Below are 25,184 nucleotides of genomic sequence, written 5' to 3'. Positions count from 1 at the left end.
GGGCCCCGAGTCAGCAACCACACCAGACCAGTCGCGTTGCACACCGTGGCGCGAGCACGTTCGAACTAGCAAGGGGTAGCCGTCCGATGGCAACGTACGCGATCGTCAAGACCGGCGGTAAGCAGTACAAGGTCGCTGAGGGCGATCTCGTCAAGGTCGAGAAGATCGAGGGTGAGCCCGGCACTGCTGTCTCGCTTGCTCCGGTCCTCGTCGTCGACGGAGCCGAGCTGACCACCGACGCCGACAAGCTGGCGAAGGTCACGGTCACCGGCGAGATCGTCGAGCACACCAAGGGCCCGAAGATCCGCATCCACAAGTTCAAGAACAAGACCGGCTACCACAAGCGCCAGGGTCACCGTCAGAAGCTGACGGTCCTGAAGGTCACCGGCATCAAGTAATTCGGGCTTCCGCTTCAAACCCCAGGAGGGTTCGTCATGGCACACAAGAAGGGCGCATCCAGCTCCCGTAACGGTCGCGATTCGAACGCCCAGCGTCTCGGCGTCAAGCGCTTCGGCGGCCAGGCCGTCAACGCCGGTGAGATCCTGGTGCGCCAGCGCGGCACCCACTTCCACCCCGGCGTGAACGTCGGCCGTGGCGGCGACGACACGCTGTTCGCCCTCGCTGCCGGTGCCGTCGAGTTCGGCACCAAGCGTGGTCGCAAGACGGTCAACATCGTTCCGGTCGCGGCAGACGCCTGATCTGCCGTCCGAATCGGACACCGCGGAGGTTCCCTTCGCACATACTCCCAGTAGGGGCGGACCAGGGTCGCACACCCGGGTCCGCCCCTACTGTTTTCGGGGCGACCGGTAGCGGTCGTTCCGGCACAACCCCGGTAGTCCCGGCCCAGTCGGGCTACCGGTCGACACAACAGTTCCACCATTCGACGGAGGTCCACCCATGTCCCGCTTCATCGACCGGGTGGTGCTGCACGTCACCGCCGGCAAGGGTGGCAACGGCTGCGCCTCCGTCCATCGCGAGAAGTTCAAGCCGCTCGGAGGCCCCGACGGCGGCAACGGCGGCAACGGCGGCAACGTCGTGCTCGAGGTGGACGAAGGTGTCCACACCCTCCTCGACTTCCACTTCCACCAGCACGCGAAGGCCACGAACGGCACGCAGGGCGCCGGCAGCAACCGCGACGGCGCCAACGGCGGCGACCTCGTGCTCAAGGTGCCCGACGGCACCGTCGTGCTCGACAAGGACGGCCGGATCCTGGCCGACATGGTCGGCGCCGGCACCCGCTTCGTCGCCGCCCACGGCGGCCGCGGCGGCCTCGGCAACGCGGCCCTGGCGTCGAAGGCCCGCAAGGCCCCCGGCTTCGCCCTGCTCGGCGAGGAGGGGGAGGAGCGCGAACTCGTCCTCGAACTCAAGTCTGTCGCCGACGTCGGGCTGGTCGGGTTCCCGTCCGCCGGTAAGTCCTCCCTGGTGTCGGTGCTCTCCGCGGCCAAGCCGAAGATCGCCGACTACCCGTTCACCACACTCGTCCCCAACCTCGGGGTCGTGCAGTCGGGCGACACCACGTTCACCGTCGCCGACGTGCCGGGCCTGATCCCCGGCGCCAGCCAGGGCCGCGGTCTCGGCCTGGACTTCCTGCGTCACCTCGAGCGCTGCGCCGTGCTCGCGCACGTCGTCGACTGCGCGACGCTCGAGCCGGGGCGCGATCCCGTCTCCGACATCGACGCACTCGAGGCCGAGCTGGCCGCGTACCAGCCGGCGTTGTCCGGCGACAGCAGCCTGGGCGACCTCGCCGATCGTCCCCGCATCGTCATCCTCAACAAGGTCGACGTGCCGGACGCCGCCGAACTCGCCGATTTCGTCACCGCCGAGCTCGAGGAGCGGGGCTGGCCGGTGTTCCGGATCTCCGCCGTCAGCCGGGAAGGGCTGCGTCCGCTGACCTTCGCGCTGGCGCGGATGGTGGAGGAGTACCGGAAGGCGCATCCGCCGGCCGCGCCGCGGCGGCCGGTCATCCGGCCCGTCGCCGTCGACGAGACCGGCTTCAGCGTCGTCGCCGACCCCGAGACGCCGGGCGGCTTCATCGTGCGCGGCACCCGGCCCGAGCGCTGGGTGCGTCAGACGGCGTTCGACAACGACGAGGCCGTCGGCTACCTCGCGGATCGGCTCGCCCGCCTCGGTGTCGAGGACGAACTCGTCAAGCAGGGCGCCGAACCGGGTGCCTCCGTCACCATCGGCGACGTCTCGTTCGAGTGGGAGCCGCAGACCCAGGCCGGCGTGGACGTCGTACCCACCGGCCGCGGCACCGACGCCCGGCTCGACCAGGTCGATCGGGTCGGCGCCGCCGAACGTCGCCACGCCAAGCGGGTCCGCCGCGGCCTCGCGACCGACGACGACGAGTTCTGACCGCCGCACAACGAGCCCAGAAGCAGGAGATCGTGAGCGATACCCGGGAGGCCGTCGCCGGCGCGCGCCGCGTCGTGGTGAAGATCGGCTCGTCCGCCATCACCAGCCTGGTCGGCGGCCTCGACCGGGACCGTCTCGACGGCCTGGTCGACGCCCTCGAAGAGCGCATGCGCTCCGGCTCGGACGTGGTGGTGGTGTCCTCCGGCGCGGTCGGCGCCGGCCTGGCCCCGCTGGGCCTGACCATCCGGCCCCGCGACCTGGCCACCAAGCAGGCCGCGGCCAGCGTCGGACAGCTTGCCCTGGCCCACGCATGGGGCACCTCCTTCGCGCGGTACGGCCGCACCGTCGGGCAGGTGCTGCTCACGGCCGACGACATCGCGCGGCGCACCCAGCACCGCAATGCCCAGCGCACCCTCGACCGGCTGCGCGCGTTGCACGCCGTGCCCGTGGTCAACGAGAACGACACCGTCGCGACCACCGAGCTGCGGTTCGGCGACAACGATCGTCTCGCCGCGCTCGTCGCGCACCTCGTCGGCGCCGACGCGCTGATCCTGCTCTCCGACGTCGACGGCCTCTACGACGGCGATCCCCGTAAGGGCGACGCCCACCTCATCGCGGAGGTGACGAGCCCGGAGGACCTCGACGGCGTCGTCGCCGGGTCCGGGGGCGCCCTCGGCACGGGCGGGATGGCGTCGAAGCTGTCCGCCGCGCGGCTGGCCGCGGATTCGGGTGTGCCGGTGCTGCTCACCGCCGCGTCGCAGGCCGACCGCGCCCTCGGTGCCGCGGACGTGGGCACCGCGTTCGCGGCGCGGCCCGACCGGATGTCGGCGCGGCGGTTCTGGGTGCGGCACGCCGCCGACACCCACGGCACCCTGCACCTGGACGCGGGCGCGGTACGGGCGGTGGTGGAACGGCGCCGCTCGCTGCTCGCGGCGGGCATCACGGGAATGAGCGGGCGCTTCCACGGTGGGGACGTGGTGGCGCTGGTCGGTCCGGACGGCCGCACGGTGGGGCGCGGCGTGGTGGCCTACGACGCCGCCGAGCTGGACTGGATGATCGGGTTCTCCACGCGGCAGCTGCCGGCGGACCTGCAGCGGCCGGTGGTGCACGCGGACGATCTCGTGACGCTGTAGGCGCGGGCGGTCACCGGCCGGACGTGGCCGCCGGTGTCGCGCTGAGCAGGGCCGTGAGCACCTCCGAGCAGCCCGCGTCGACCTTCACGGTGGCGAGGGGATCGCCGCGGGTGACACCACGGTTGACCACGGCCACGGGCATGCGGCGCTTGGCGGCGTGCCGCACGAACCGCAGTCCGGACATCACCGTCAGGGAGCTGCCGACCACGAGCAGGGCCTCCGCCGCCTCGACGAGGGCGAAGGCGCGGTCGACGCGCTCGCGTGGCACCGATTCACCGAAGTAGACGATGTCCGGTTTGAGCATTCCTCCGCACCGCTCGCAGTCCACCATTCGGAAGCTGCCGGTGTCGTCGACGACCGCGTCGGCGTCGGGCGCCACCTCGAGACCGGTCGTCCCCCGAACCCGTTCGAGGAAGCCCGGATTGGCGGCGGTGAGCCGCTCGGCGAGGGTGAAGCGCGAGATCCGGTGGTCGCACGCCAGGCAGCGCACCTGCGCGTAGCAGCCGTGCAGGTCGATCACCCGCCGGCTGCCGGCCTTGGTGTGCAGCAGGTCCACGTTCTGGGTCAGGACGCCGAGGACGGTGCCGCGGCGTTCGAGCGCGGCGAGGGCGCGGTGCCCGGCGTTCGGCCGTGCGGAGTCCATGTGCCGCCACCCGACATGGTTGCGCGCCCAGTAGCGGCGGCGGAACTCCGGATCCCCGACGAACTGCTGGTAGGTCATCGGGTTGCGGGGTGGCGCGCCGGGGCTGCGGTAGTCCGGGATGCCGGAGTCGGTGGAGATGCCCGCGCCGGTGAGCACGCACAACCGCCGGCCGTCGAGCAGGTGGTGCAGCGGTTCGATCACCCCGTCCAGGGTAGCGGCGGGTCAGTACCCGGCGCTCGGGTCGACGACCGCGGCGAGATCGAGGCCGGCCGCGAAGCGCGTGACGTTCTCGGTCACGTGCTCGGCGAACGCGGGGATGCGCAGTGCCGGGGGATTGGAGTCGTGCGGCGTGATCATGGCGTTGCGCAGCGACCACAGCGGGTGCCCGTCCGGCAGCGGTTCCGGATCTGTGACGTCCAGACCGGCGCCCGCGATGACGCGGCGGCTCAGGGCGTCCACCAGCGCGTCGGTGTCGACGAGGCTGCCGCGGGCAACGTTGATCACCCAGGCGGTGGGCTTCATCGCGGCCAGCTCGTCGGCGCCCACCAGTTGCTCGGTCTCGGCCGTGGCCGGGGCGGCGATCACGAAATGGTCTGCGCGGGGCCATACTTCGTCGATCCGTGCGACGGGGACGGTCTCCACGGCGCCGGGGACGGGGCGGCCGCTGCGGGTGACCGCGAGCGCCTGGGCGCCGAGCGAACCGAGCATGGGGATCAGGGCCCGGCCGATGCCCCCCGCCCCGATGATCCCGACGGTGGCGCCGCGCAGGGTGCCCAGCTGAGGATAGAACACGTTCGGCGTCCACGACGTGGCCGCCAGGTGGTCGGGGAGCGCCCGCACGCCGGCGAGCAGCAGCATGAGCGCGTGTTCGGCGACCGTCGCGGCGAACGCCCCGGCGGCCGACGTCCACGTCACCTGGGGGTGCGCGCGGATGACGCCGGCGTCGAGCCAGTCCTCCACGCCGGCGGCGGGCAACTGAACCCACCGCACCGACGCCGGCAGCACCGCGGGGAACTCGTCCGGTCCGGCGGTCCAGACCACGGCGTCGGGGCGGTCGTCGAACCCGCACACGCGACCGCCGCCGGCCCCGATCGCCCGGTCGAACACGATGTCCGGGGCGGGGCCGACGGCGATGCGCGGCTGTCGCTCGTAGGTCATGGCTCCGACTCTAGGCGCGAACGCCCGGCCGGTCACTCGCTGCGGGCTCTCAGACGACCTCGACGAGGGGGTACACGCCGTTCTCGTCGTGGACCTCCCGGCCGGTGACCGGCGGGTTGAACACGCAGAACATGCGCATCCGGGTGTCCGGCTCGACGCGGTGCCGCTCATGGCCGTTCAGCAGGTACATCGTGCCGGGCGCGAGCGGGTACACCGTGCCGGTCTCGAGGTCGGTGAGGGTGCCGGTGCCCTCGATGAGCCACACCGCCTCGATGTGGTTCGCGTAGTGGAACTCGTTGACGGTGCCGGCCTCGATCGTGGTCTCGTGGAACGAGAACCCGACCTTGTCGCCGCCGAGCACGATGCGCTTGCTGCGCCAGTTGCCGTTGTCCGACGTGATGTCGCGCTCGGTGCCGGTGATTTCCTCGGTGGTACGGACGATCATACGTAAGTCCTTCTGAAGCGTGTCTTTTCGTACGTGGTTCGACGGCGGTCGGGACTCAGGCCCGGACCACCGAGGTGGCCTCGCACAGGATGTTCAGACCGTGCTCGAGCTCGTCGTCGCCGATCGTCAGCGGCGGAAGCAGCTTGACGACCTCGTCGGAGGGGCCGGAGGTCTCCGCGAGCAGGCCTTGCTCGAACGCGAGGGCGCACACCTTCTGTGCGTCGTTCGGCTCGTCGAACACCAGGCCCTGAACCATGCCGCGACCGCGGGTGGAGACGCCGTCGAACATGTCGGACAGGTTCATGAAGGTCTGCCGGATCCGCTCGCCCTTGCGCAACGTCTCGCGCTCGAGGCGGTCGTCGGCCCAGTAGTGCTGCAGCGCCTTCGCCGCGGTGACGAACGCCGGGTTGTTGCCGCGGAACGTGCCGTTGTGCTCGCCCGGGCCCCACACGTCGAGGTCGCGCTTGAACAGCGTGAGCGCCAGCGGCAGGCCGTACCCGCCGATCGACTTCGACAGGGTCACGATGTCCGGGGTGATCCCCGCGACCTCGAACGAGAAGAACGGGCCGGTGCGGCCGCAGCCCATCTGCACGTCGTCGACGATGAGCAGGATGTCGCGCTCGGCGCACAGATCGGCGAGGGCACGGAGCCATTCGGGGCGGGCGACGTTCACGCCGCCCTCGCCCTGCACGGTCTCCACGATGACCGCCGCCGGGCGGTTCAGGCCGCTGCCGGAGTCGTCGAGCACGCGGGAGAACCAGTGGAAGTCCTCGGTGACACCGTCGAAGTAGTTGTCGAACGGCATCGGGGTGGCGTGCACCAGCGGCACGCCGGCCCCGGCCCGCTTCATCGAGTTGCCCGTCACCGACAGCGCACCCAGGGTCATCCCGTGGAATGCGTTGGTGAAGTTGATGATCGACTCGCGGCCGGTGACCTTGCGGGCGAGCTTGAGCGCCGACTCGACCGCGTTGGTGCCCGTCGGGCCGGGGAACTGGACCTTGTAGTCGAGGCCGCGCGGGGCCAGGATGTGGCTCTCGAACGTCTCGAGCAGCTCCCGCTTGGCGACGGTGGACATGTCGAGGCCGTGGGTGATGCCGTCACCCATGATGTAGTCCACGAGCGCGGTCTTCAGGACCGGGTTGTTGTGCCCGTAGTTGAGGGCTCCCGCGCCGGCGAAGAAGTCGAGGTAGTCCTTGCCGTTCTCGTCGCGGAGCCACGATCCGGACGCCGTGTCGAACACGGTCGGCCAGCCGCGGCTGTAGCTGCGCACCTCGGATTCGAGGTAATCGAAAACGCTGTGCTTGGCGGGGGTTTCGGGGTGCTCCAGGATGGTCATTCCTCGTCCTCCTGCGGCGAATTCGCTTTCGCCGGTCGTGTATTCATTCGCCGATCGTGTAGAGATCCTCGGCCATGTGTGAATCGGGAAAATCCGAAGGGGTGAACAATTCGCTCCGGGTGATGCGCAGTCCGCGTCGCCGGGCGAGCGCCGTGAACAGCGCGATGGACGCCTCGTTGTCCGGGCTGACGGTCGTCTCGAGCCGGTTCACGCCGGCGTCGGCGAGCCGGTCCCACAGGCTGTCGAGCATCCGGCCCGCGATGCCGCGGCCACGTTGGGCCTGGTCGACGGCCACCTGCCAGACGAACAGCGTGTTCGGCGACTCGGGACGGCGGTAGCCGCTGACGAAACCCACCGCCTCGTCGTCACCCGCGGTGGCGACGACCGAGGTCGCCGCGAAATCGCGGCACCACAGCACGTATGCATAACTGGAATTGACGTCGAGCACTTTCGAGTCGCGCGCGATCTGCCACATGCGAATTCCGTCGGAAATACGCGGTGTGCGGAAATTCGGCTCGGTCGGCGCGCTCGCCGTTTCGGCGGGCACACGGGGCGGGGTACTTCTCTGCGTCACAGGCGTCATAAGCGGTCTCGAACCTAACAACTTCGTGGGCGGGATTCACCCGCCTTGTCGGGATCCGTCGCCGAGTACCCCGCCTCCGCGCAGGTGAGACACCCATGTGAGAAGGGTCACTTCGCGTAGCGCCCGGGCCGAGCGCGGCGATTATTTCGGGCTCGCCAGAGCCAGCGGCAGCACCGCGGAGGCCCCGGCCCGGATCAGGGTCCGTGCCGCCATCGTCATCGTCCAGCCGGTGTCGGTGACCGCGTCGACGAGCAGGATCGGTCCCCGGGTTTCGCGGAGGTCGGGGCTCTCCCACGCGTCCACGAGGCCGGCGATCCGGTACGCCGAGTTCGCTGCCGTCACCGGGGGCCGGCCGGGCCGGGCACGCAGCACGCCGAGATCCTCGAGCCGGCCGAGCTGCGCCAGCCGCGCCGCCAGGGAACCGACCAGGCGAGGGTGGGTCGCCGACTCCACGGCCATCACCGCGGTCGGGCGGTGCGACCAGTCCCAGGCCTTGAGCACCTCCACGGCGGCCTGCACCACCGCGTCGGGCACCGGCGCGTCGGGGCCGTCCAGCAGCGCCCGCAGCCGCGGTCCCCACCCGAGGTCCGACAGCCGGCCGAGTACCCGGCCCGGCTCGGGCCCGTCGGTGATCTTCCCGGACAGTGCCACGCCGAGCTTGGCCATTCCCGTCGGCCACTGCCGCCGCGGCGGCAGGTCCACCCCCGGCCGGTCCAGCCGGGCCCGCACCCGGCCCAGCTCGGCGTCGTCGACGTCCGCCGGCCACCGCGCCCCGCAACAGTTGTCGCACCGCCCGCAGCCCGGGGTGTCGGACGTCAGGTCGGGATCGTCGAGCTGGGTGCGCAGGAACACCATCCGGCACCGGGTGGTCCGCTCGTACTCGAGCATCGCCTCCTGCTCGGCCTCGCGGGCCCGCTCGAGCGTCGCGTACCGGGCGGCGTCGTACTCCCAGGGCACGCCGGTGGCGATCCAGCCGCCCTTCACCCGGCGTACCGCACCGTCCACGTCGAGCACCTTGAGCACCATCTCCAGCCGGGACCGGTTGAGGTCGACCAACGGCTCGAGGGCCTGCGTGGACTGCGGCCGCTCCGGCTCGAGCACCTCGATCACCCGCCGCACCACCTCCTCCCCCGGGAAGGCCACCGACGCGAACCAGCTCCAGATCTGCCGGTCCTCGGGACCCGGAAGCAGGATCACCTCCGCCCGCTCGGTCGCACGGCCCGCGCGACCGACCTGCTGGTAGTAGGAGATGGGTGAGGACGGTGCTCCCAGGTGCACCACGAACCCGAGGTCCGGCTTGTCGAAACCCATGCCCAGGGCCGAGGTGGCGATCAGGGCCTTGACCCGGTTGGCGAGGAGGTCCGCCTCCAGCTGCTCCCGCTCGGCCGGATCGGACTGCCCCGTGTATGCCGCGACGGTGTGACCGTGCTCGGAGAGCAGCGCGGCCAGGTCGTGCGCGGCCGACACGGTGAGGGTGTAGACGATCCCGGAACCGGGCAGCTCGTCGAGGTGCTGGGCGAGCCACGCCGCCCGGCGCGCGGGTTCGTCGATCCGCAGCACCGACAGGTGCAGCGACGGCCGGTCGAGACCACCGCGCAGCACCAGGGTCTCGCCCGTGCCCTCCCCGACGCCGAGCTGCGCGGCCACGTCCGCCACGACCCGGTCGTTCGCGGTCGCGGTGGTCGCGAGCACCGGAATGCCCTCGCCGATTTCGGTGACGAGGGTGCGGATGCGCCGGTAGTCCGGCCGGAAGTCGTGTCCCCAGTCCGAGACGCAGTGCGCCTCGTCGACCACCACCAGTCCGGCGTCGCGGGCGAGCGCCGGCAGCACCTGGTCGCGGAAGTCCGGGTTGTTGAGCCGCTCCGGGCTGACGAGCAGGACGTCCACCGCGCCCTCGGCGACCTGCCGGTGGATCTCCTCCCACTCGGTGACGTTGCCGGAATTGATCGTGGCCGCGCGGACGCCCGCGCGCTGCGCCGACTCGACCTGGTTGCGCATCAGGGCCAGGAGCGGGGAGACGATCACGGTCGGCCCGTGCCCGTGGGCGCGGAGCAGCTTGGCGGAGATGAAGTAGACGGCCGACTTGCCCCAGCCCGTGCGCTGCACGACCAGCGCTCGCCGGCGATGCACCACCAGTGCCTCGATGGCGCTCCACTGGTCCTCCCGCAACCGGGCGCCGGGTCCCGCCAGGTCGCGGAGCAGTCGTTCGGCTTCGTCGCGCAGATCCGTGGTGGCGGTGCTCATGGGACCTATCGTGCCGGACCGCGCCGACACCGTCCGTGCCGGACGAGGACGACACCGTCCGTGCCGGACGAGGACGACACCGTCCGTGCCGGACGAGGACGACACCGTCCGTGCCGGACGAGGACGACACCGTCCGTGCCGGACGAGGACGACACCGTCCGTGCCGGACGAGGACGACACCGCCGCGCCGCCGCGAGGGGCGTCCGCGCCGGCCGTGGCGTTCGCTTCGGGGACGAACGTGCCGTGTTGCGCGACGAACGGGGTCGTTCCATCGGCGAACGACCCGTCGGTCCCGTCGGGCCGCCGCCGCCCGGCCCGGCGGCGGCGCGGCACGTCGGTCGCGCCGGAGTCGTCGGCGCCACGGTCGCCCCGACCCGGAGCCGCTGCGCTCGTTGCAATCGAACCGACTGCGAGACAGTTGCTTTCGAGGACCGGTGGGACGGCGGTTCGTTCGGCCGGGGGCCGTGGGTGCGGCACGCGGCGGGGTGAGTGGTCCGCGCCCCATCCGGTCCGCCGCTGTGACGGAGGCGTCGTCGGCCGCCGGGCGTGCTCGTACCCTGTTCGTTATGCAGACGCAGTTCCTCCGCCCCGCATCCGACTCCTCTCCGAGCCGAATCGACCATCCGGCGTTCCGGCAGAAGGTCGTGTCGGCGGAGGAAGCCGTCCGCTGGATCCAGCCCGGCCACACCGTCGCCATCAGCGGTTTCGCCAGTGCCGGCACGCCGAAGGCGATCACCCCGGCGCTCGCGGAACGCATCGGGGCCGCGCGCGCCGCCGGCACCGACTTCACGGTCAACCTCCTCACGGGCGCGTCGGTCTCCGCCGAGACCGAGCGGATGCTGTCGGAGGTGGCCGGCATCTCCCTGCGGATGCCGTACCAGGCCGAGCCCACCGCCCGCCGCAACATCAACAACGGCCGCATGGACTACGTGGACATCCACCTGTCCCACGTCGCCCAGCAGGTCTGGGAGGGCTACTACGGGCACGTCGACGTCGCGGTCGTCGAGGTCTCCGGCGTCACCGAGACCGGTGAGCTGATCCCGTCCGCGTCGATCGGCAACAACAAGACCTGGCTCGACGTCGCCGAGAAGGTGATCCTCGAGGTCAACTCGTGGATTCCGGCCGCGATGACGGGCATCCACGACGTGTACTACGGCACCGCGCTGCCGCCGCACCGCAAGCCGATCATGCTCACGGACGTCGAGGACCGCATCGGCCAGAGCACGTTCCGCGTCGACCCGGACAAGGTCGTCGCCGTCGTCGAGACCCACGCCCGCGACAGCGCCAGCCCGCTGACCCCGCCGGACGCGGTGAGCCAGGCGATCGCCGCGCACGTGCTCGACTTCTTCGAGCACGAGATCTCCCGCGGCCGGCTGCCCGCGGACACGCTCCTGCCGCTGCAGTCCGGCATCGGCAACGTGGCCAACGCCGTCCTCCAGGGTCTCGATGCCGGTCCCCACAAGGGTCTGACCTGCTACTCCGAGGTCATCCAGGACGGGATGCTGCACCTGATCAAGCACGGCACGGTCCGCTTCGCGTCCGCCACGTCGCTGGCGCTGAGCGAGGCCGGAATCGACGAGCTGGTGTCGAACATCGACTTCTACCGCGAGCACATCGTGCTGCGCCCTCAGGAGATCAGCAACCACCCCGAGATCGTGCGCCGCCTCGGCATCATCGCGATGAACGGCATGCTCGAGGCCGACATCTACGGCAACGTCAACTCCACCCACGTCATGGGCACCAAGATCATGAACGGGATCGGCGGATCCGGCGACTTCGCCCGCAACGGCTACCTGTCGATGTTCCTGAGCCCCTCCACCGCGAAGGGCGGCAGCATCTCGTCGATCGTGCCGATGGTGCCGCACGTGGACCACACCGAGCACGACGTGCAGGTCCTCGTCACCGAGCAGGGACTTGCGGACCTGCGCGGATTGTCGCCGCGGCGCCGCTCCCGGGTCGTCGTCGACAACTGCGCCCATCCGGACTACCGGGACATGCTGCACGACTACGTCGACCGGGCCGAGGCCGTGCCCGACGCCGGGCACACCCCGCACCTGCTCGGCGAGTCCCTGTCCTTCCACCAGCGTTTCCTGGAGTCGGGATCCATGCTGGCACAGTAGGTTCCGAGGGGCCGGCGCCGTCAGCCGCCGGCGACCGGCGCGGGGTCGATCGGCTGTTGCGGGAGCGACCGCGTGACCGCCGCCGATATCGTTTGCAGCGGAGTCGGACCCGAGCCGTTCGGCACTGTCAGCGCCACGTACACCGGGCGGTCCACGACGAACCACGTGCTCGCATCGATGCCCTCCGCGGCGCCGGACACCTCGAACCACTGGACGCCGTCGACCACCTGCAGCGCCGCCGCCTGATCGAACTCCGCCGGTCGCTCGAGCCCGCACCGCAGCACCACCGGCTCGCCCTCGACGGGCTGCCAGGCCGCGGCCCCCACCGGGGCCGGGTCGGCCAGCTCCGCGCGGCGGAGGTCGCCGACCTCCTCGGGCAGCGCCCCCAGCAGCGCCGCGCACTCCGGGGACTCGGCCTGCGGCGCCACCACCGGCCCCAGTGCCACGGGCGCCAGCTCCGGGGTGCGGTTCGCCAGCACCGCCGCCACCACGATGCCGATCAGCAACGCCACCGGCAGCGCGACGGCCGTGGCGATCAGGGCGGGACTGCGGTGGTGTTCGGCGTCGCCGGCGGGGGCGGGGTCGGGGTCGGGGTCGGGGGAGACTGTCGGCTCGGTCATAATCTCTCGAATTTGCGGGGACGGTAGCGTGGTCGAAACTACCGTGACCACCGACGCCCGCACCCCACCGACCCACGAACGGGAGGACCGCATCACCGCGCCCGACCGCACCGGCCCCACCGTCGCCGACCTCGGCGAGTTCCCCGTGATCGACCGTGCGGTCGCCGGGCGTCGCCAGCCCGCCACCACGCTCGTCGGACCGGGCCACGACGCGGCCCTCGTCGCCGCCGCCGACGGGCGCGTCGCCGTCTCCACGGACATGCTCGTCGAGGGTCGGCACTTCCGGCTCGACTGGTCCACCCCCCGCGACGTCGGGCGCAAGGCCGTCGCCCAGAACGGCGCCGACGTCGCCGCGATGGGCGCGCGCCCCACCGCCTTCCTCGTCGGGCTCGGCTGCCCGCCGGACACCCCGGTCGACGTGCTCGACGGTGTCTCCGCCGGGATCGGCGAGGCCGCGGAGGCGCTCGGCGCCGGCGTCGTCGGCGGCGACCTGGTGCAGGCGTCGCAACTGATCGTCGCGGTGACCGTCCTCGGCGACCTCGACGGGCGCGCGCCGCTCCTGCGGTCTGCGGCCCGGCCCGGCGACACCGTCGCGCTGGCCGGATCCACCGGGCGCTCCGCCGCCGGGCTGGCCGTGCTCACCGCCGGCCTCGCCGGCCACCCGGACCTGGTGGCCGCCCACCAGGTGCCGGCGCCCCCGTACGCCGCGGGACCCGCGGCGGCGGCCGGCGGCGCCCACGCCGCGACCGACATCTCCGACGGCCTGCTCGCCGACCTCGGGCACATCGCCGCCGCATCCGGCGTCGCGATCGACGTCTCGCGCGAGCTGCTCGAACCCGGCGCCGAGCTGCGGGCCGCCGCCGCGGAACTCGGGGCCGACGTATGGGAGTGGGTGCTCACCGGCGGCGAGGACCACGCCCTTGCCGCGTGCTTCCCGCCGCACGTGCCGCTGCCGGCGGGCTGGCGGCCCGTCGGCACGGTGCGCGAGGGCGGCGGCGTCACCGTCGACGGCCACGGCCGGCCGGGTCCCGGAGGCTGGCAGAGCTTCTCGAGATAGGTTTCACAGCATGGCTGTGTATGCGCTCGGCGACCGTGTGCCCGATATCCATCCCGACGCCTGGGTCCACCCCGATGCGGTGGTCATCGGCAACGTCACCCTCGGCGCCCGCGCCTCGGTGTGGCCCACCGCGGTCCTGCGCGGTGACTACGGCCGGATCGTCGTCGGCGCCGAGAGCAACATCCAGGACGGGACGATCATCCACTGCACCGCCGTCGACGCCACCGTCATCGGCGCCGGCACCGTGGTCGGCCACAACGCCCACATCGAAGGCTCCACCATCGGCGACGGCTGCCTGATCGGGTCCGGTTCGCTCGTACTCAACGGCTCCGCCGTCGGCGACGGGGCGATCGTCGCGGCCGGCGCGCTCGTGGCCCCGCGTTTCCAGGTGCCGCCGCGGTCCATGGCGATCGGCGTACCCGCGAAGATCCGGGAGGGTTACGAGGTGCCGGAGGGCCACGTCGACGCCAACGCCAAGATGTACGCGGCGAACGCCGAGTACTACCGCAGCGCGCTGCGCAGGATCGACTGAGGGGCCGGGCACCACCGATGGCTGTACGACCCCTGCCGGAGATCGTCGAGGAAGGCTGGGCGCGGGCGCTGGCTCCCGTTGCCGCCGACATCGCCGCGATGGGCGACTTCCTGCGCGCCGAGAACGCCGCCGGACGCGGCTACCTGCCCTCCGGCGCGAACGTGCTGCGGGCCTTCACCCAGCCGTTCGACCGGGTGAAGGTGCTCATCGTCGGCCAGGACCCGTATCCGACGCCGGGTCATGCCGTCGGACTGAGCTTCTCGGTCGCGCCGGAGGTGCGTCCGGTGCCGCGCAGCCTGGCCAACATCTACCGCGAATACAGCGACGACCTCGGCCTGCCGACACCACCCAACGGCGACCTCACACCGTGGTCGGCACAGGGGGTGCTGCTGCTCAACCGCGTCCTGACGGTGCAACCCGGCCAGCCGGCGTCGCATCGGGGCAAGGGCTGGGAGAGCGTGACCGAGCAGGCGATCCGGGCGCTCGTCGCGCGCACCGCGCCGCTCGTCGCGATCCTGTGGGGCCGCGACGCGGCCACCCTCGAACCGATGCTCGGCGACGTGCCCACCGTGAAGTCGGCGCACCCGTCGCCGCTGTCGGCCTCCCGCGGGTTCTTCGGGTCCCGCCCCTTCAGCCGCGCGAACGCGCTGCTGACCGAGCAGGGCGGGGACCCGGTGGACTGGCGCCTGGCCTGAACGGGCGTGGCTCAGCCGCGGCGAATCGACTCGAAGTCGGGGCGCCGCTTCTCGACGAACGCGTCGACACCCTCGATGCCGGTCGGGCCGTTCGCGGCCGCCGCGATCGCCGCGGCCTCCGCGTCGAGCTGCTCGGACAGCGACCGCCCCGCCGAATCGGCGAGCAGTTGCCGGATCCCGGCGTAGGCGGCGGTGGGGCCGTTCGCGAGGGTGCGGGCCACCCGCATCGCCTCGCCGGGCACCTCGTCGTCGGCGACGAGGCGGCTGAGCACCCCGAGCCGCACGGCCTCGTCGGCGTTCAGGACACAGTCGGTGAGGATGATCTCCCGCGCCCGGGCGACTCCGACGATGCGCGGCAGGGTCCACGACATGCCGCCGTCGGGGGTGAACCCGATCGACGGGTAGGCCGGCCGCAGCTTCGTCGAGGGGCCCCCGAGCGCGATGTCGGCGTGCAGCACGATGCTCATGCCCGCGCCCGCCGCCCAGCCCTGGACGGCGGCCACCACGGGCACGCGGGCCGCGTCGAGGGCGCGGACGAAGTCGTGGAACAGGCGTGCGACGTCGCCGACGAACTCGCCGCGGTCGGGCGCGGAGGCGAAGGCGCGGACGTCGCCGCCCGCGCAGAAGTTGGCACCCTCACCGACGAGCAGGACGGCGCCGACCTCGGGGCCGGCGGTGCGCAGGGCCTCGATGCCCTGGGCCATGCCCGCGGGGGAGAGGGACGTGCCGCGCTCGGCGGTCGCCACGGCGATGCGCAGGACGCCGTCCTCGAGGCGGACGTGGGACAGTACTGATTCGGTCACCCGGGGCACCCTACCGGTCGCCCCGCCCGGCGGGTACGGGGTCACGGCGACGATGGCGGAACACGACGAGGCCCCGGCGTCGCAACGCCGGGGCCTCGTATGCCGAACCGGGGATCAGCCGCGAACGACCTTGCCCGCCTTGAGGCAGGAGGTGCACACATTGACCTTACGCGTGTTGCCCGGGGCAACCTGAGCGCGCACGCTCTGGATGTTCGGGTTCCAACGACGGTTGGTACGCCGGTGCGAGTGCGAGACCGACTTACCGAAGCCGGGGCCCTTGGCGCATACGTCGCAGACGGCAGCCATAGTCGCGAACTCCTTGGTGAGTAGTGGATATTTTCGTGTCTTCGTCGGCCTGCGAACACGAGGAGGCGTCCGCCATCCGTGCGAGGCAACCCTGCAAGCGTAGCGGGTGGGGGTGGCAATGGCCAAACCGGCCGTCCGACGGGGGCACCGCTACCCTTGCGTCACCGGTTGCGTGGTGGCGAAGGGGGGAAGCAGGTGCTCGAGGTCGGGGAAGCAGTCGACGGGACTGCCCTGCGCCGATGGGTGGATCTCGGGTTGCGGGCGCTCGCCGAGCGCCGCGACGAGATCAACAGCCTCAACGTCTTCCCCGTCCCCGACGGCGACACCGGTACCAACCTGCTCGTCACCCTGCGCTCCGCGGCGGCCGAACTCGACACCTCCGCGGCGGACGCCGAGGACGTCGCCACGATCGTCGGCGCCCTGGCGCGCGGCGCGTTCCACGGCGCCCGCGGCAACTCCGGTGTCCTCCTCGCGCAGATGCTGCGGGGCCTGGCCGACGCCCTCGACGGGGCCGTGGTCGTCGACGGCGCCGCACTCGGGCGCGCCTGGCGGCACGCCGCAGACCTCGTCACCCGCGCGCTGAGCTGCCCCGCCGAGGGCACCATCGTCAGCGTGCTGCACGCGGCCGCCGACGGCGCGCACGCGGCCGGCCGCTCCGGTTCGCTCGTGACGGTGGCGACCGCAGCGGCCGACGCCGCCGCCGAGGCCCTGCAGCGCACCACCGCGCAACTCGACGTGCTGGCCGAGGCCGGCGTCGTCGACGCAGGGGGCCTCGGTCTGCTCCTGCTGCTCGACGCGTTCGTCGAGACGGTGTCGGGCCGGCGTCCGGACCGGGCACCGATCGCGACGTCGAAGCCCGGCGCTCCCGCCCGGCACGGCGGGCACAACGGGCACGAACCCCGCCACGGCGGCGATCAGGACTTCGAGGTCATGTACTTCGTCGAGGGCTCCGACACCGCCCGCATGGACACCCTGCGTACCCGCCTCGACGCCCTCGGGGACTCGGTCGCCGTCGTCGGCGACGGCGCCGGCACCTGGTCCGTGCACGTGCACTGCTGCGACGCGGGCGCTGCCGTCGAGGCCGGCCTGGAGGCCGGGCGGCTGCACCAGGTCACCGTCACGTGCTTCGCGCTGGAGGCACAGCAACGGATCGGCGTCGGCCCGGTGGCTTCCGGGGCCGGAAGCCGCTCGGTGCTCGCCGTCGTGGCCGGCGACGGGGCAGCGGAGCTGTTCGAAGCCGAGGGCGCGGCGATCGTGCGGGCGGACGATCCGATCACCCGCCGGCACCTGCTCGACGCGATCCGCCGGCTGGGCAGCCGTGACGTGATGGTCCTGCCCAACGGTGCGCTGCCCGCCCAGGAACTCGTCGCGGTCGGCGCGGCGGCCCGCGACCACCGGCGCGAGGTGATGTTCCTGCCCTGCTCGTCGATGGTGCAGGGACTGGCGTCGCTTGCGGTGCACGACCCGGGCCGCGAGGCCGCCGACGACGCCTTCGCCATGTCCGAAGCGGCCGCCGCGACCCGGTGGGGCTCGCTGCGCATCGCGAACGAGCGGGCCCTGACCTGGGTGGGAACGTGCGAGCCGGGGCACAGCCTGGGCCTGTCGGGTCATGATGTCGTAGTCATCGAGCATGATCTGGTGACGGCGGGAGCGTCGCTGCTCGACAAGGTGCTCGCCGCGGGCGGAGAGCTCGTGACGATGCTCGTCGGCTTCGACGCGCCCGACGGACTCGCCGAGCGGCTGACCCGGCACGTCAACGACCGCCACCCCGAGGTGGAGGTGCTGGTGTACCACGGGGGACAGCGCAGCGACCTGCTGCAGCTCGGTGTGGAGTAGCCGGCACAGGAACAGTCGGACGCCGGCCCCCCGGCGTCGATCGGAGCGGAGAGGACGGCAGTGGCGACACTCGCGGACCGACTCGATCATCTTCTCGGCCGCAAGACCGCGGATGCACTCGCCGACTCGTTCGGCATGACCACCGTCGAGGACCTGCTGCGCCACTATCCCCACCGGTACGCCACCCAGGGCGCCGAGCTCGGCGACTCGCAACCGGTCGAGGGCCAGCACGTGACGATCATCGCGCGGGTGGCCAGGGCCGACGAGGTGCGGATGAAGAGCCGGCCCGGCACCCGGCTCGCCGTCGTGCTCGAATCGGACCGGCAGAAGATCGACGTGACCTTCTTCAACCCGCAGAAGGTCAAGTACAACATCAAGCCCGGGGTGCGCGGCATGTTCTCCGGCACCGTCAAGTACTTCCGCGACAAGTGGAGCCTGGCCCACCCGAGCTACATCATCCTGCCCGAGCCTCGCGGCCCCGAGATCGGTGGCGCGGCCCCGCGGCCCACCCGGGTGCGCGGCGCCGGCGCGCTCGCCGGCATGGCCCGCAGTGCCCAGGGCGACGGCGGCATCGACATGTCGATCTTCGATCGGGCCCTCATCCCGATGTACCCCGCAACCCGCGACGTCGAGTCGTGGACCGTGATGCGCTGCGTGCGGCAGATCCTCGATCAGCTCGAGACCGTCGACGACCCGCTGCCCGAGTGGGTGCGTGGCGAGCACGGCCTGATCGGGCTGGACGAGGCGCTGCGCCGCATCCACCTGCCCGACGACCGGGACGACGTCACCGCCGCCCGGGAGCGCCTGCGGTTCGACGAGGCCGCGGCGGTGCAGCTCGTCCTCGCCCGGCGCCGCCACGACGTCGCGGTGCGCACGGCCCCGGCGTGCCCGCGCCGCAGCGGCGGTATCGCCGACGAGTTCGATCGCCGGCTGCCGTTCGAACTGACCGCCGGGCAGCTCGCGGTCGCCGACGAGATCGCGGCGGACCTCGCCGGATCGCACCCGATGAACCGGTTGCTGCAGGGCGAGGTCGGCTCGGGCAAGACGATTGTGGCGCTGCGGGCGATGCTGCAGGTCATCGACGCGGGACACCAGTGCGCACTGCTCGCGCCGACCGAGGTGCTCGCCGCCCAGCATGCGCGCTCGCTGGCGAAGATGCTCGGCGATCTCGCCGCGGCGGGCGAACTCGCCGCCCACGAGCTGGCCACCAAGGTCACCCTCGTGACGGGCTCGATGAGCGCGGTCCGCAAGCGGCAGGCCCTGCTCGACATCGTGAGCGGCGACTCGGGGCTCGTGATCGGCACCCACGCGCTGATCCAGCAGGGCGTCGAGTTCTACGACCTCGGCCTCGTCGTCGTCGACGAACAGCACCGGTTCGGCGTGGAGCAGCGCGACGTGCTGCGCAACCGCGGCCGCGACGGTGCCAGCCCGCACGTGCTGGTCATGACGGCGACACCCATCCCGCGCACCATCGCGATGACCGTCCTCGGCGACCTCGAGGTGTCCACATTGCGGGAACTGCCCCGCGGCCGGTCGCCCATCACCAGCCGGGTCGTGGCGGCGAAGGTGCATCCCAGCTGGGTGGCGCGCGCGTGGGAACGCATCGGCGAAGAGGTCGCGGCGGGCCGCCAGGCGTATGTGGTGTGCTCGCGCATCGGCGACGGCGACAGCGACGAGGACGCCGACCTGGTCGGCTTCGACGAGGCGGAGACGACCGGCGGGCGCGGGGGCAGGGGCAAGCCGCCCGAGACGAAGTCGGTGCTCCAGCAGTTCGAGGAGCTCGCGGGCGGCCCGCTGGCCCACCTGAGGGTCGGGTTGCTGCACGGGCGACTGCCCGCGGACGAGAAGGACGCGGTGATGCGCGACTTCGCCGCCGGAGACATCGACGTGCTGGTGTGCACCACCGTCGTCGAAGTCGGCGTGGATGTGCCCAACGCGACGGTGATGGTGATCGTGGACGCCGACCGGTTCGGGGTCAGCCAGCTGCACCAGCTGCGCGGCCGGGTGGGCCGGGGCGGGCATCCGGGGCTGTGCCTGCTCGTGTCGGATTCGAAGCCCGGCGCGCCCGCCATGGCCCGCCTCGAGGCCGTCGCCGCGACCACCGACGGATTCGCGCTCGCCCAGCTGGACCTGCAGCAGCGCCGCGAGGGCGATGTGCTCGGTGTCGCCCAGTCGGGCACCACCTCGACGCTGCGGATGCTCTCGCTCGTCGACGACGTCGAGGTCATCGCGGCCGCGCAGGACTTCGCCCGCGCCGTGACCGACCGCGATCCGCGGCTCGAGGAACACCCCGGTCTGGCCCGCATGGTGTCGGCCGCGCTCGACACCGAACGGGTCGCGTACCTCGAGAAGTCGTGAGGTTACGTTCCGCGCACGCCGGGCGCGGCGCCGTTGTGAGGTGACGCCCGCCGCACCCGCGACGTTTCCGGCACGTTAAGGATCCCTCGACCTGCATCGTTTCAGTCGGACAAAGACGTGCATCCGTCCCACGATCTGGGATGCGGACGCCGAACGGAGTGTTACGTCGCGGTACCGTCGTCCAATGTTCTCCAAAGTGCTTGTCGCCAACCGAGGCGAGATCGCGATCCGCGCGTTCCGCGCCGCCTATGAACTGGGTGCCGGGACCGTCGCGGTGTTTCCGTACGAGGACCGCAATTCCCTGCACCGGCTCAAGGCCGACGAGGCCTACCAGATCGGGGAGCAGGGACATCCGGTCCGTGCGTACCTGTCCGTGGCGGAGATCGTCGCCGCCGCGAAGAAGGCCGGCGCCGACGCGGTCTACCCCGGCTACGGTTTCCTGTCCGAGAACCCGGACCTGGCGGCGGCGTGCGCGGCGGAGGGCATCACCTTCATCGGTCCGTCGGCGCACGTGCTGGAGCTGACCGGAAACAAGGCGCGGGCGATCGCGGCGGCCAAGGCGGCGGGTCTGCCGGTGCTGGCGTCGTCGGAGCCGTCGGCCGATCTCGAGCAGTTGCTCGCGGCTGCCGAGTCCATGGAGTTCCCGATCTTCGTCAAGGCCGTCGCCGGCGGCGGCGGGCGTGGCATGCGGCGCGTGGCCGAGCGTGGCCAGCTGCGGGAGGCGATCGAGGCGGCGTCCCGGGAGGCGGATGCGGCGTTCGGCGATCCCACGGTGTTCCTCGAGCAGGCGGTGGTCGATCCCCGGCACATCGAGGTGCAGATCCTGGCCGACGGACAGGGCAATGTGATGCATCTGTTCGAGCGGGACTGCTCGCTGCAGCGCCGCCACCAGAAGGTCATCGAGCTGGCCCCGGCACCGAACCTCGCCCCCGAGCTGCGCGAGCGGATCTGCGCGGACGCCGTCGCGTTCGCGAAGCAGATCGGTTACAGCTGCGCCGGCACCGTCGAGTTCCTCCTCGATTCCCGCGGCAACCACGTCTTCATCGAGATGAACCCGCGCATCCAGGTCGAGCACACGGTCACCGAGGAGATCACCGACGTCGACCTCGTGCAGGCGCAGATGCGCATCGCCTCCGGTGAGTCGCTGACCGACCTGGGCCTGTCGCAGGACAAGGTCGCGATCCGCGGGGCGGCGCTGCAGTGCCGCATCACCACCGAGGATCCGGCCAACGGCTTCCGGCCCGACACCGGGCGCATCAGCGCGTACCGCACGCCCGGCGGCGCCGGGATCCGACTCGACGGCGGCACCTCCGTCGGCGCCGAGGTCTCCGCCCACTTCGATTCGATGCTGGTCAAGCTCACGGCCCGCGGCCGCGACCTGCCCACGGCCGTCGCCCGCGCCCGCCGCGCGGTCACCGAGTTCCGCATCCGCGGCGTGTCGACGAACATCCCCTTCCTGCAGGCCGTGCTCGACGACCCGGACTTCCGGGCCGGGAACGTCACCACGTCGTTCATCGACGAGCGGCCGCAGCTGCTGACCGCCAAGACCTCCGCCGACCGCGGCACGAAGATCGTCGAGTACCTCGCCGACGTGACGGTGAACAAGCCGCACGGCGAGCGCCCGACGACGGTGTACCCGCACGACAAGCTGCCGAAGATCGACCTCGACGTCGCCCCGCCGGAGGGTTCGCGGCAGCGGCTGCTCGCCCTCGGCCCGGACGGCTTCGCGAAGGCGCTGCGCGAGCAGAAGGCCCTCGCCGTCACCGACACCACCTTCCGCGACGCGCACCAGTCGCTGCTCGCGACGCGCGTGCGCAGCAAGGATCTGCTCACCGTCGCCGGGCACGTCGCGCGGATGACCCCGCAGCTGCTGTCGATCGAGGCGTGGGGCGGCGCCACCTACGACGTCGCGCTGCGGTTCCTGCACGAGGACCCGTGGGAGCGTCTGGCGGCGCTGCGGGAGGCGATCCCGAACATCAACCTGCAGATGCTGCTGCGCGGCCGCAACACGGTCGGCTACACCCCGTACCCGGAGATGGTCACCCGCGCGTTCGTGCGGGAGGCCACCGACACCGGCATCGACATCTTCCGCATCTTCGACGCGCTGAACAACGTCGACCAGATGCGGCCGGCGATCGACGCGGTCCGCGAGACCGGCACCGCCCTGGCCGAGGTCGCGATGTCCTACACCGGGGACCTCTCCGATCCCGGCGAGACGCTCTACACCCTCGACTACTACCTGCGCCTGGCGGAGCAGATCGTCGAGGCCGGGGCCCACGTGCTGGCGATCAAGGACATGGCCGGGCTGCTGCGCGCACCCGCGGCCGCCACCCTGGTCTCGGCGCTGCGCAGCAACTTCGACCTGCCGGTGCACGTGCACACGCACGACACCCCCGGTGGTCAGCTCGCGACGTACCTCGCGGCGTGGCAGGCCGGCGCCGACGCCGTCGACGGCGCCTCCGCCGCGCTGGCCGGCACCACCAGCCAGCCCGCGCTGTCGGCGATCGTCGCCGCGGCCGCGCACTCGGAGTACGACACCGGTCTGGACCTGCAGGCCGTGTGCGACCTCGAGCCGTACTGGGAGGCGCTGCGCAAGGTGTACGCGCCGTTCGAATCGGGCCTGCCCGCCCCGACGGGCCGGGTGTACACCCACGAGATCCCCGGCGGGCAGCTGTCGAACCTGCGGCAGCAGGCCATCGCGCTGGGTCTGGGCGACCGGTTCGAGGAGGTCGAGGCCAAGTATGCCGCGGCCGACCGGATGCTCGGCCGGCTGGTCAAGGTCACTCCGTCGTCGAAGGTGGTCGGTGACCTCGCCCTGCACCTGGTGGGTTCCGGCGTCGCCAGCGACGAGTTCGCGGCCGACCCGGCCCGCTACGACATCCCGGACTCGGTGGTCGGATTCCTGCGCGGCGAGCTCGGCACCCCGCCCGGCGGGTGGCCCGAGCCGTTCCGCTCCAAGGCCCTCGAGGGCCGCGGCGCCCCCAAGCCCGAGGTGCCGCTGACCTCCGAGGAGGAGAAGGCGCTCGACGACACCTCCAGCGAGCGGCGCGCCACCTTGAACCGGCTGCTGTTCCCCGGTCCGACCCAGGCGTTCCTCGAGCACCGGGACCGCTACGGCGACACCTCGGAGCTGTCCGCCAACCAGTTCTTCTACGGTCTGCGCCGCGGTGAGGAACACCGGGTGCGCCTGGACAAGGGTGTCGAGCTGCTGATCGGGCTGGAGGCGATCTCCGAGCCGGACGAGCGCGGCTTCCGGACCGTGATGTGCATCCTCAACGGGCAGCTGCGCCCGGTCTCGGTGCGCGACAAGTCCGTCGCCAGCGAGGTTCCGGCCGCGGAGAAGGCCGACCGCAACAACCCCGGGCACGTCGCCGCGCCGTTCGCCGGCGCCGTGACCCTCCTCGTCGCCGAGGGCGACCGCGTCGCGGCCGGTGACACCGTCGCCACCATCGAGGCGATGAAGATGGAGGCCGCGATCACCGCGCCGCGTGGCGGCACCGTCACCCGCGTCGCCCTCGCCGGCGTGTCCCAGGTGGAGGGCGGCGACCTGCTGGTCGTCGTGTCCACCGAGGAGAGCGCGGAGTGATCGGACGGTTCTCCGGGACGGTGCGATGACCCGGATCGTGGCCGGCCGGGCCGGGGGGCGGCGCCTGAAGGTGCCGCCCCGCGGGACCCGGCCCACCTCGGAGCGGGTCCGCGAGGCGCTGTTCAGTTCGCTCACGGCCCGGATGGAGCTCGACGGCGCGTCGGTGCTGGACCTGTACGCCGGCTCCGGCGCGCTCGGGCTCGAGGCGCTGTCCCGGGGCGCCGTCCACGCCTTGCTCGTCGAGTCCGACGCGCAGGCCGCCGCCGTGATCCGCCGCAACATCACCGAACTCGGTCTGCCGGCGGTGCTGCGGGCTGCGCCGGTCGCCGCCGTGCTCGGCGGTGCCCCGGACCGGGTCTACGACCTCGTGCTCGCCGATCCGCCGTACGCGGTGACCGAGCAGGCGGTGTCCGCGATGCTCACCGCCCTCGTCGACGGGGGCTGGGTGGGGGAGGGCTCGGTGGTGGTGCTCGAACGCTCCTCCCGCTCGCCGGAGACGGTGTGGCCGCAGGCCCTCGAACCGGACCGCGTTCGCAAGTACGGCGAGACCCGGATCGAGATCGCTACCTGCTACGGTTCGGACTCATGAGCAGTGCGGTCTGCCCCGGTTCGTTCGACCCCGTGACCAACGGCCACCTCGACGTCATCTCTCGGACTGCCGTGCAGTTCGACGAAGTGACGGTGACCGTCGTGATCAACCCCAACAAGCAGGGAATGTTCTCGGTTCCCGAGCGCATCGAGATGCTCACCGAAGCCACTGCCCACCTGGGCAACGTGCGCGTCGACTCCTGGCAGGGCCTGCTGGTGGACTATGCACGCGCCCACGGCATCACGGCCATCGTCAAGGGCCTGCGCGGCGCCAACGACTTCGACTACGAGCTGCAGATGGCGCAGATGAACCACAAGCTCACCGGCGTCGACACCCTGTTCGTCGCGACCAACCCGGCCTACAGCTACCTGTCGAGCTCTCTCGTCAAGGAGGTCGCCACCTACGGCGGCGACGTCGCCGACATGCTCCCCGCGACGGTGCACAAGCGGCTGCTCGCGCGGATCGCGGAGCGCACAGCGGCGAAGCGCTGATCCGGCACAGCGGCGAAGCGCTGATCCGGCACAGCGGCGAAGCGCTGATCCGGCACAGCGGCGAAGCGCTGATCCGGCACAGCGGCGAAGCGCTGATCCGGCACAGCGGCGAAGCGCTGATCCGGCACAGCGGCGAAGCGCTGATCCGGCACAGCGGCGAAGCGCTGATCCGGCACAGCGGCGAAGCGCTGATCCGGCACAGCGGCGAAGCGCTCATCCGGCACAGCGGCGAAGCGCTGATCCGGCACAGCGGCCGAGGCTGACCCCGCCTGTTCGATCGCCGACACACCGGGT

23 protein-coding genes are annotated in these 25,184 nt (G+C 71.9%); 13 read left to right on the top strand and 10 right to left on the bottom strand.

Annotated features, from left to right (window positions below):
• The first annotated feature begins 86 nt into the window (after nt 1-86).
• From rplU to proB, 4 genes are all read left to right on the top strand, one after another.
• Nucleotides 87-398 (top strand): 50S ribosomal protein L21, encoded by a 312-nt coding sequence (gene rplU, locus JYA75_RS20720; protein ID WP_006937230.1) that lies wholly within the window; start codon nt 87-89, stop codon nt 396-398.
• Nucleotides 399-434: 36 nt separating this feature from the next.
• On the top strand, nt 435-698 hold the full coding sequence (gene rpmA / locus JYA75_RS20715; protein WP_006937229.1) for a 50S ribosomal protein L27: 264 nt from the start codon (nt 435-437) through the stop codon (nt 696-698).
• A gap of 199 nt (nt 699-897) precedes the next feature.
• Nucleotides 898-2,355 (top strand): GTPase ObgE, encoded by a 1,458-nt coding sequence (gene obgE / locus JYA75_RS20710; RefSeq protein WP_203329293.1) that lies wholly within the window; start codon nt 898-900, stop codon nt 2,353-2,355.
• Nucleotides 2,356-2,387: 32 nt separating this feature from the next.
• The gene (gene proB / locus JYA75_RS20705; RefSeq protein ID WP_203329292.1) at nt 2,388-3,488 is read left to right on the top strand and encodes a glutamate 5-kinase; all 1,101 of its coding nucleotides are present in this window, start codon (nt 2,388-2,390) and stop codon (nt 3,486-3,488) included.
• Between the two features lie 10 nt (nt 3,489-3,498).
• On the opposite strand, the gene JYA75_RS20700 is transcribed toward proB, so the two are convergent.
• From JYA75_RS20700 to JYA75_RS20675, 6 genes are all read right to left on the bottom strand, one after another.
• Nucleotides 3,499-4,332: an NAD-dependent protein deacetylase gene (locus JYA75_RS20700; protein WP_203329291.1), complete on the bottom strand. Its 834-nt coding sequence runs from the start codon at nt 4,330-4,332 to the stop codon at nt 3,499-3,501.
• A gap of 21 nt (nt 4,333-4,353) precedes the next feature.
• Nucleotides 4,354-5,289 carry a D-isomer specific 2-hydroxyacid dehydrogenase family protein gene (locus JYA75_RS20695; protein ID WP_165040652.1) on the bottom strand — a complete coding sequence of 312 codons (936 nt, stop codon included), beginning with the start codon at nt 5,287-5,289 and terminating at the stop codon, nt 4,354-4,356.
• Between the two features lie 49 nt (nt 5,290-5,338).
• Nucleotides 5,339-5,734: an ectoine synthase gene (locus JYA75_RS20690; protein ID WP_006937217.1), complete on the bottom strand. Its 396-nt coding sequence runs from the start codon at nt 5,732-5,734 to the stop codon at nt 5,339-5,341.
• Nucleotides 5,735-5,789: 55 nt separating this feature from the next.
• Nucleotides 5,790-7,070, bottom strand: coding sequence for a diaminobutyrate--2-oxoglutarate transaminase (ectB, locus tag JYA75_RS20685; RefSeq protein ID WP_203329290.1), 1,281 nt, complete (start codon nt 7,068-7,070; stop codon nt 5,790-5,792).
• A gap of 43 nt (nt 7,071-7,113) precedes the next feature.
• Nucleotides 7,114-7,545: a diaminobutyrate acetyltransferase gene (gene ectA, locus JYA75_RS20680; protein WP_165040654.1), complete on the bottom strand. Its 432-nt coding sequence runs from the start codon at nt 7,543-7,545 to the stop codon at nt 7,114-7,116.
• Between the two features lie 249 nt (nt 7,546-7,794).
• Complete coding sequence (locus JYA75_RS20675; protein ID WP_203329288.1) at nt 7,795-9,897, bottom strand: RecQ family ATP-dependent DNA helicase; 2,103 nt, start codon at nt 9,895-9,897, stop codon at nt 7,795-7,797.
• A gap of 566 nt (nt 9,898-10,463) precedes the next feature.
• On the opposite strand from JYA75_RS20675, the gene JYA75_RS20670 reads away from it, so the two are divergent.
• Nucleotides 10,464-12,017, top strand: coding sequence for an acetyl-CoA hydrolase/transferase family protein (locus JYA75_RS20670; RefSeq protein WP_029543155.1), 1,554 nt, complete (start codon nt 10,464-10,466; stop codon nt 12,015-12,017).
• 20 nt (nt 12,018-12,037) lie between these two features.
• Here the strand turns inward: JYA75_RS20670 and JYA75_RS20665 are convergent, their stop codons facing one another.
• Nucleotides 12,038-12,637 (bottom strand): DUF3515 domain-containing protein, encoded by a 600-nt coding sequence (locus JYA75_RS20665; protein ID WP_102800180.1) that lies wholly within the window; start codon nt 12,635-12,637, stop codon nt 12,038-12,040.
• 91 nt (nt 12,638-12,728) lie between these two features.
• Here JYA75_RS20665 and JYA75_RS20660 point away from each other — a divergent pair, with 91 nt between their 5' ends.
• The 3 genes from JYA75_RS20660 to JYA75_RS20650 are packed head-to-tail and all read left to right on the top strand — an operon-like array spanning nt 12,729 to nt 14,921.
• Nucleotides 12,729-13,694 (top strand): thiamine-phosphate kinase, encoded by a 966-nt coding sequence (locus JYA75_RS20660; RefSeq protein WP_157127620.1) that lies wholly within the window; start codon nt 12,729-12,731, stop codon nt 13,692-13,694.
• Nucleotides 13,695-13,704: 10 nt separating this feature from the next.
• Nucleotides 13,705-14,226 (top strand): gamma carbonic anhydrase family protein, encoded by a 522-nt coding sequence (locus tag JYA75_RS20655; protein WP_006938031.1) that lies wholly within the window; start codon nt 13,705-13,707, stop codon nt 14,224-14,226.
• A gap of 17 nt (nt 14,227-14,243) precedes the next feature.
• Nucleotides 14,244-14,921 (top strand): uracil-DNA glycosylase, encoded by a 678-nt coding sequence (locus JYA75_RS20650; protein WP_006938032.1) that lies wholly within the window; start codon nt 14,244-14,246, stop codon nt 14,919-14,921.
• A gap of 11 nt (nt 14,922-14,932) precedes the next feature.
• Here the strand turns inward: JYA75_RS20650 and JYA75_RS20645 are convergent, their stop codons facing one another.
• Both JYA75_RS20645 and rpmB read right to left on the bottom strand, forming a co-directional pair.
• Nucleotides 14,933-15,724: an enoyl-CoA hydratase-related protein gene (locus tag JYA75_RS20645; protein WP_029543161.1), complete on the bottom strand. Its 792-nt coding sequence runs from the start codon at nt 15,722-15,724 to the stop codon at nt 14,933-14,935.
• A 114-nt stretch (nt 15,725-15,838) separates the two neighbouring features.
• Nucleotides 15,839-16,030: a 50S ribosomal protein L28 gene (gene rpmB / locus JYA75_RS20640; protein WP_003939060.1), complete on the bottom strand. Its 192-nt coding sequence runs from the start codon at nt 16,028-16,030 to the stop codon at nt 15,839-15,841.
• Between the two features lie 195 nt (nt 16,031-16,225).
• On the opposite strand from rpmB, the gene JYA75_RS20635 reads away from it, so the two are divergent.
• From JYA75_RS20635 to coaD, 5 genes are all read left to right on the top strand, one after another.
• A complete protein-coding gene (locus JYA75_RS20635; RefSeq protein WP_006938035.1) occupies nt 16,226-17,866 on the top strand; it encodes a DAK2 domain-containing protein in 1,641 nt (546 codons plus the stop codon).
• A 60-nt stretch (nt 17,867-17,926) separates the two neighbouring features.
• On the top strand, nt 17,927-20,224 hold the full coding sequence (recG, locus tag JYA75_RS20630; protein ID WP_006938036.1) for an ATP-dependent DNA helicase RecG: 2,298 nt from the start codon (nt 17,927-17,929) through the stop codon (nt 20,222-20,224).
• Nucleotides 20,225-20,408: 184 nt separating this feature from the next.
• Entirely contained in the window at nt 20,409-23,810 is a 3,402-nt protein-coding gene (locus JYA75_RS20625) for a pyruvate carboxylase (RefSeq protein WP_006938037.1), read from the top strand.
• Nucleotides 23,713-24,399, top strand: coding sequence for a 16S rRNA (guanine(966)-N(2))-methyltransferase RsmD (gene rsmD / locus JYA75_RS20620; RefSeq protein WP_255326740.1), 687 nt, complete (start codon nt 23,713-23,715; stop codon nt 24,397-24,399). The genes JYA75_RS20625 and rsmD overlap by 98 nt, the downstream gene beginning before the upstream one ends.
• Nucleotides 24,396-24,890 carry a pantetheine-phosphate adenylyltransferase gene (gene coaD / locus JYA75_RS20615; RefSeq protein ID WP_006938042.1) on the top strand — a complete coding sequence of 165 codons (495 nt, stop codon included), beginning with the start codon at nt 24,396-24,398 and terminating at the stop codon, nt 24,888-24,890. The genes rsmD and coaD overlap by 4 nt, the downstream gene beginning before the upstream one ends.
• On the opposite strand, the gene JYA75_RS20610 is transcribed toward coaD, so the two are convergent.
• Entirely contained in the window at nt 24,800-25,177 is a 378-nt protein-coding gene (locus JYA75_RS20610; RefSeq protein ID WP_203329287.1) for a hypothetical protein, read from the bottom strand. The genes coaD and JYA75_RS20610 overlap by 91 nt on opposite strands.
• Between the last annotated feature and the right edge of the window lie 7 nt (nt 25,178-25,184).

Source organism: Rhodococcus sp. PSBB066 (assembly GCF_017068255.1).
GTDB classification, from domain to species: domain Bacteria; phylum Actinomycetota; class Actinomycetes; order Mycobacteriales; family Mycobacteriaceae; genus Rhodococcus; species Rhodococcus aetherivorans.
This window is presented reverse-complemented; position numbering and strand designations above follow the sequence as displayed.